The sequence below is a fragment of the Methylosinus sp. R-45379 genome (assembly GCF_001644125.1).
Lineage (GTDB): Bacteria > Pseudomonadota > Alphaproteobacteria > Rhizobiales > Beijerinckiaceae > Methylosinus.
The window spans coordinates 1-1,368 of record NZ_LUUM01000222.1; the positions used below are offsets into that span (position 1 = coordinate 1).

The following is a 1,368-nucleotide window of genomic DNA, read 5'->3' on the forward strand; positions in this document are numbered from 1 at the left end:
GCGCGCCTTCCTCCGCGCCGAGATAGCGCGAGTCGCCATGCGTCGGAATGTACCACAAGATTTCCATGATCCGATCCTGTTCGCCTTTTCGAGCGCGGCCATAGGAGAGATTTTTGCAATTGGTGGCCGCAAGAGATGGGCCAATCGCTGGCCCCCGAATCCCCGATCTTTTTGTCCTTCGGCTGTTGCATTCGAAGCAATTTCGATCCGACTCTGCGGTAATCGCAACAGCTCATGCCAGATCGAGGCGCAGCAGGCGCGCGGCGTTGCGCCACGCGACTTTCTCGATCACTTCGTCGTCTAGGTCGAGGCGCAGGAAATCGGCGACGCTCTGACCGAGAGGGCGAAACGGATAGGACGAGCCGAACAGGACTTGATCCGCGAGACATCCGCTCGCGGCATCCGCGTAGCGCCGGCCGCCCGGCGCGAAGAGATACATGTCCGGCGACACGAAGACATTCTCGTTACGAAAGGCGACGCCGATCATCTCGTCGATATGCGGGTAGAAAGCGTGGCAACAGATGATGGGAAGGGTCGGAAAGGCCCTTGCGATGCGATCGACGGCGAGCGGATCGTTGAGCCGTAGGTCCGGCGTCGTCGGACCGGACATCATGAAGACCGGCGCGCCGATGTCCGCGCAGACTTCGTAGACGGGAAACAACGTAGCATCGTCGTGAGAGATCGGCTCCCCCAAAAAAGCGGGATCGACATTGACGCCTGCGAGCTTAAGCTCCTTCAAGCAGCGCTCCGCCTCGTCGGCCGCGCCTCTGCCGGTGAAGAGTTGCGGGTCGACCGAGCCGACGCCGCGCAGGCGCCCTTCCGACGAGCGAGACAGCGTCGCCAGCACATCATTTGAAATCCGCACGCTCGGCGTGCTGCGTCCTACCATGACAGCGATGTCGATCTCCGCCGCATCGAGCTCCTGACGAAGCGAAGGAAGGTCGGGCGCTCGCGTGAAATGGTCGATATCCTCGGAGCCCAGGCGGCGGTTCATCCAGCGCACGGTTTCGAAGTCGGCCGATCCAGGCTCCCCTCCGAAGAAGGAATGAAGGAATGATGGTCGCGCGCGCATGTCGACGATATGCCGTGGGCGGTTCGATCGTGTCATTCGAAAGGTCCTCTCTACGAGCCTCGGAAGTAAGCGCATCGCAATTGAGGCGCCGGATCGGGACTCGGCAGATCGCGGCCTATCGCAATCGCATTGTTGCATGCGCAGCAGCGCCGCGCCTCGACTGCTGCGAATGCAATCGCCGTCCCCCGATATAATGCGGAAAACCGTAATCACCGGCCGAAAATTGGGTGGCACGCGCCGTGCTCATTCATAGACGATCGATGCGCGGTCGCGTGACTATCGGCGGCGCGCGCGGG

At 61.6% G+C, this 1,368-nt stretch carries 1 protein-coding gene; it reads right to left on the reverse strand.

Going from position 1 to position 1,368, the window contains the following annotated elements; all coding sequences use genetic code 11:
- Nucleotides 1-232: 232 nt before the first annotated feature.
- The gene (locus tag A1351_RS09300) at nucleotides 233-1,108 is read right to left on the reverse strand and encodes an amidohydrolase family protein (protein WP_064032846.1); all 876 of its coding nucleotides are present in this window, start codon (nucleotides 1,106-1,108) and stop codon (nucleotides 233-235) included.
- Nucleotides 1,109-1,368 lie beyond the last annotated feature (260 nt).